This window comes from Ideonella sp. P3_A4 (genome assembly GCF_056403075.1).
In genome coordinates this window covers 1-1,767 of record NZ_JBFUGE010000927.1, presented here as the reverse complement: position 1 = coordinate 1,767, position 1,767 = coordinate 1, and the positions used below count along the sequence as shown (strand labels likewise).

1 protein-coding gene and 1 pseudogene are annotated in these 1,767 nt (G+C 71.4%); both read left to right on the top strand.

The genetic code is table 11. The annotated features are described in order from the left end of the window. Positions 1-1,271: pseudogene (locus tag AC1DYI_RS34515) on the top strand (hypothetical protein); the annotation flags it as partial. 68 nt (positions 1,272-1,339) lie between these two features. Next, on the top strand, positions 1,340-1,767 hold a 428-nt coding region (locus AC1DYI_RS34510), incomplete at its 3' end, for a DNA polymerase Y family protein (protein WP_477208609.1).

Below are 1,767 nucleotides of genomic sequence, written 5' to 3'. Positions count from 1 at the left end.
GGGACGTGGTCGACGGCCTGGCCGCGCTGGTCGAACGCTCACTGGTCAGCGTCAACGGCGAAGATCCGCCGCGCTACCGGCTGCTGGAGACGATGCGCGCCTATGCGCTCGAGAAGCTCGCATCGCCGGCTGCCGAGGCGCCGGACGAGAGCCGATCGCTGCGCCGGCGCCACGCCGGAGCCCTGCTGGCGCTGTTCACGCGCGGTGACTCGGATGCGCAATGCCTGGCCGAGATGGACAACGCGCGCGAAGCCTTCTTGTGGGCCCGCGAGCACGAGCTGGCGCTGGCGGCGCAACTGAGCGCCCGCGTGGCCCACGAGATCGGCTTCACCATCTGGCGCCAGGAGGTGACCGACTGGATGCTCTCGCTGCGGGCGCAGATGCAGCAGGCGCCCGGGCAGGCCCTGCCGCTGCAGACCCAGGCCTTCTGGTGGTCGATGCTGGCGTATGTGTTGAACGTGCGGCGTGACCCGGCCGCTCGGCCCGCCGCGAAACAGGCCGTTTCGCTCTGGCGCCAACTCGACCAACCGACCGACCTGCAGGCGGCGCTCGGGCACTGGGTGCGCGCCATCACCGAGCCGGGGCCGGATCTCGACGAAGCCTGCGCAGCGCTGCAGCAGTCCGCTGCGGGCGATACCACGTCACCCCGGGCCCGGCTGCGGGTGCACGGGGCGCTGGCCGAAGCGGCGCGCGTGCGCGGCGACATCGCCGCGCTGCTGGCCTGCCGCGAACAGGAGCTGACGGCCTCACGCGAGCTGGGCTGGAACGACATGGCCCAGGCGGCCGAGACCAACGTCTGCGCGGCCTTGATCGAGCTGGGCCGCCATGCCGAAGCCGCGCAGCGTTGCGGCGCGCTGCTGCACCGCATCGACGCCGAGGGCGGCGACAGCAACGGCAACCTGCCCTGGGCGCTGAACGTGCTGGTCGAAGCCCAGACCGCGCTCGGGCGCGTGGCCGAAGCGCATGCCCTGGTGCCCCGGTCGCTGGCCGCCGGCCGGCGTTTCGGCACCACCGTGGCCTGGCAGGGAATCCTGGTGCTGATGGTCGAACAACAGCGCCATGAAGCGGCCGGCCGCCTGATCGGCCATGTGCGCCGGTTGTGGGCCGCGGGCGGCGCCACGCCGGACCGCGACGAACAGGCCCGCTTGCAGCAGGTCGAGGCCGCCGTGCAGGCCCGGCTCGGCATCGACACCACCGCCTCCCTGGCAGCGCAAGGCCAGGCCCTGGACGACGAAGCCGCCGCTGCGCTGGCGTCAGGTCAATCGGGCTGAATGCGCTGCACCCAACCGGCTGGCGGTTCGCGGCACAAGCACTGATAATCCATACAGGTTTCGCCTGTATGCCGCCCCGCCGCCGCCTCATCGCCCACCTCGACATGGACGCGTTCTACGCGTCGGTCGAGCTGCTGCGTTACCCCGACTTGCGCGGCAAGCCGGTGGTCGTCGGCGGCGGCCGGCGCCACCAGCCCGAAACCCTGCCCGACGGTACCCGCCGCTATTCGCTGCTGAGGGACTACACCGGCCGCGGCGTCATCACCACGTCGACCTACGAGGCGCGGGCGATGGGCGTGTTCTCGGCCATGGGCACGATGAAGGCCGCTGCGCTGGCACCCAACGCGGTGCTGTTGCCGGTCGACTTCGAGCAGTACCGCCTCTATTCGCGCAAGTTCAAGGCCGCGGTGGCCGAGCTGGCGCCGGTGGTCGAAGACCGTGGCATCGACGAGATCTACATTGACCTGACCGACGTGCCTGGCGCGCAGGACACCGT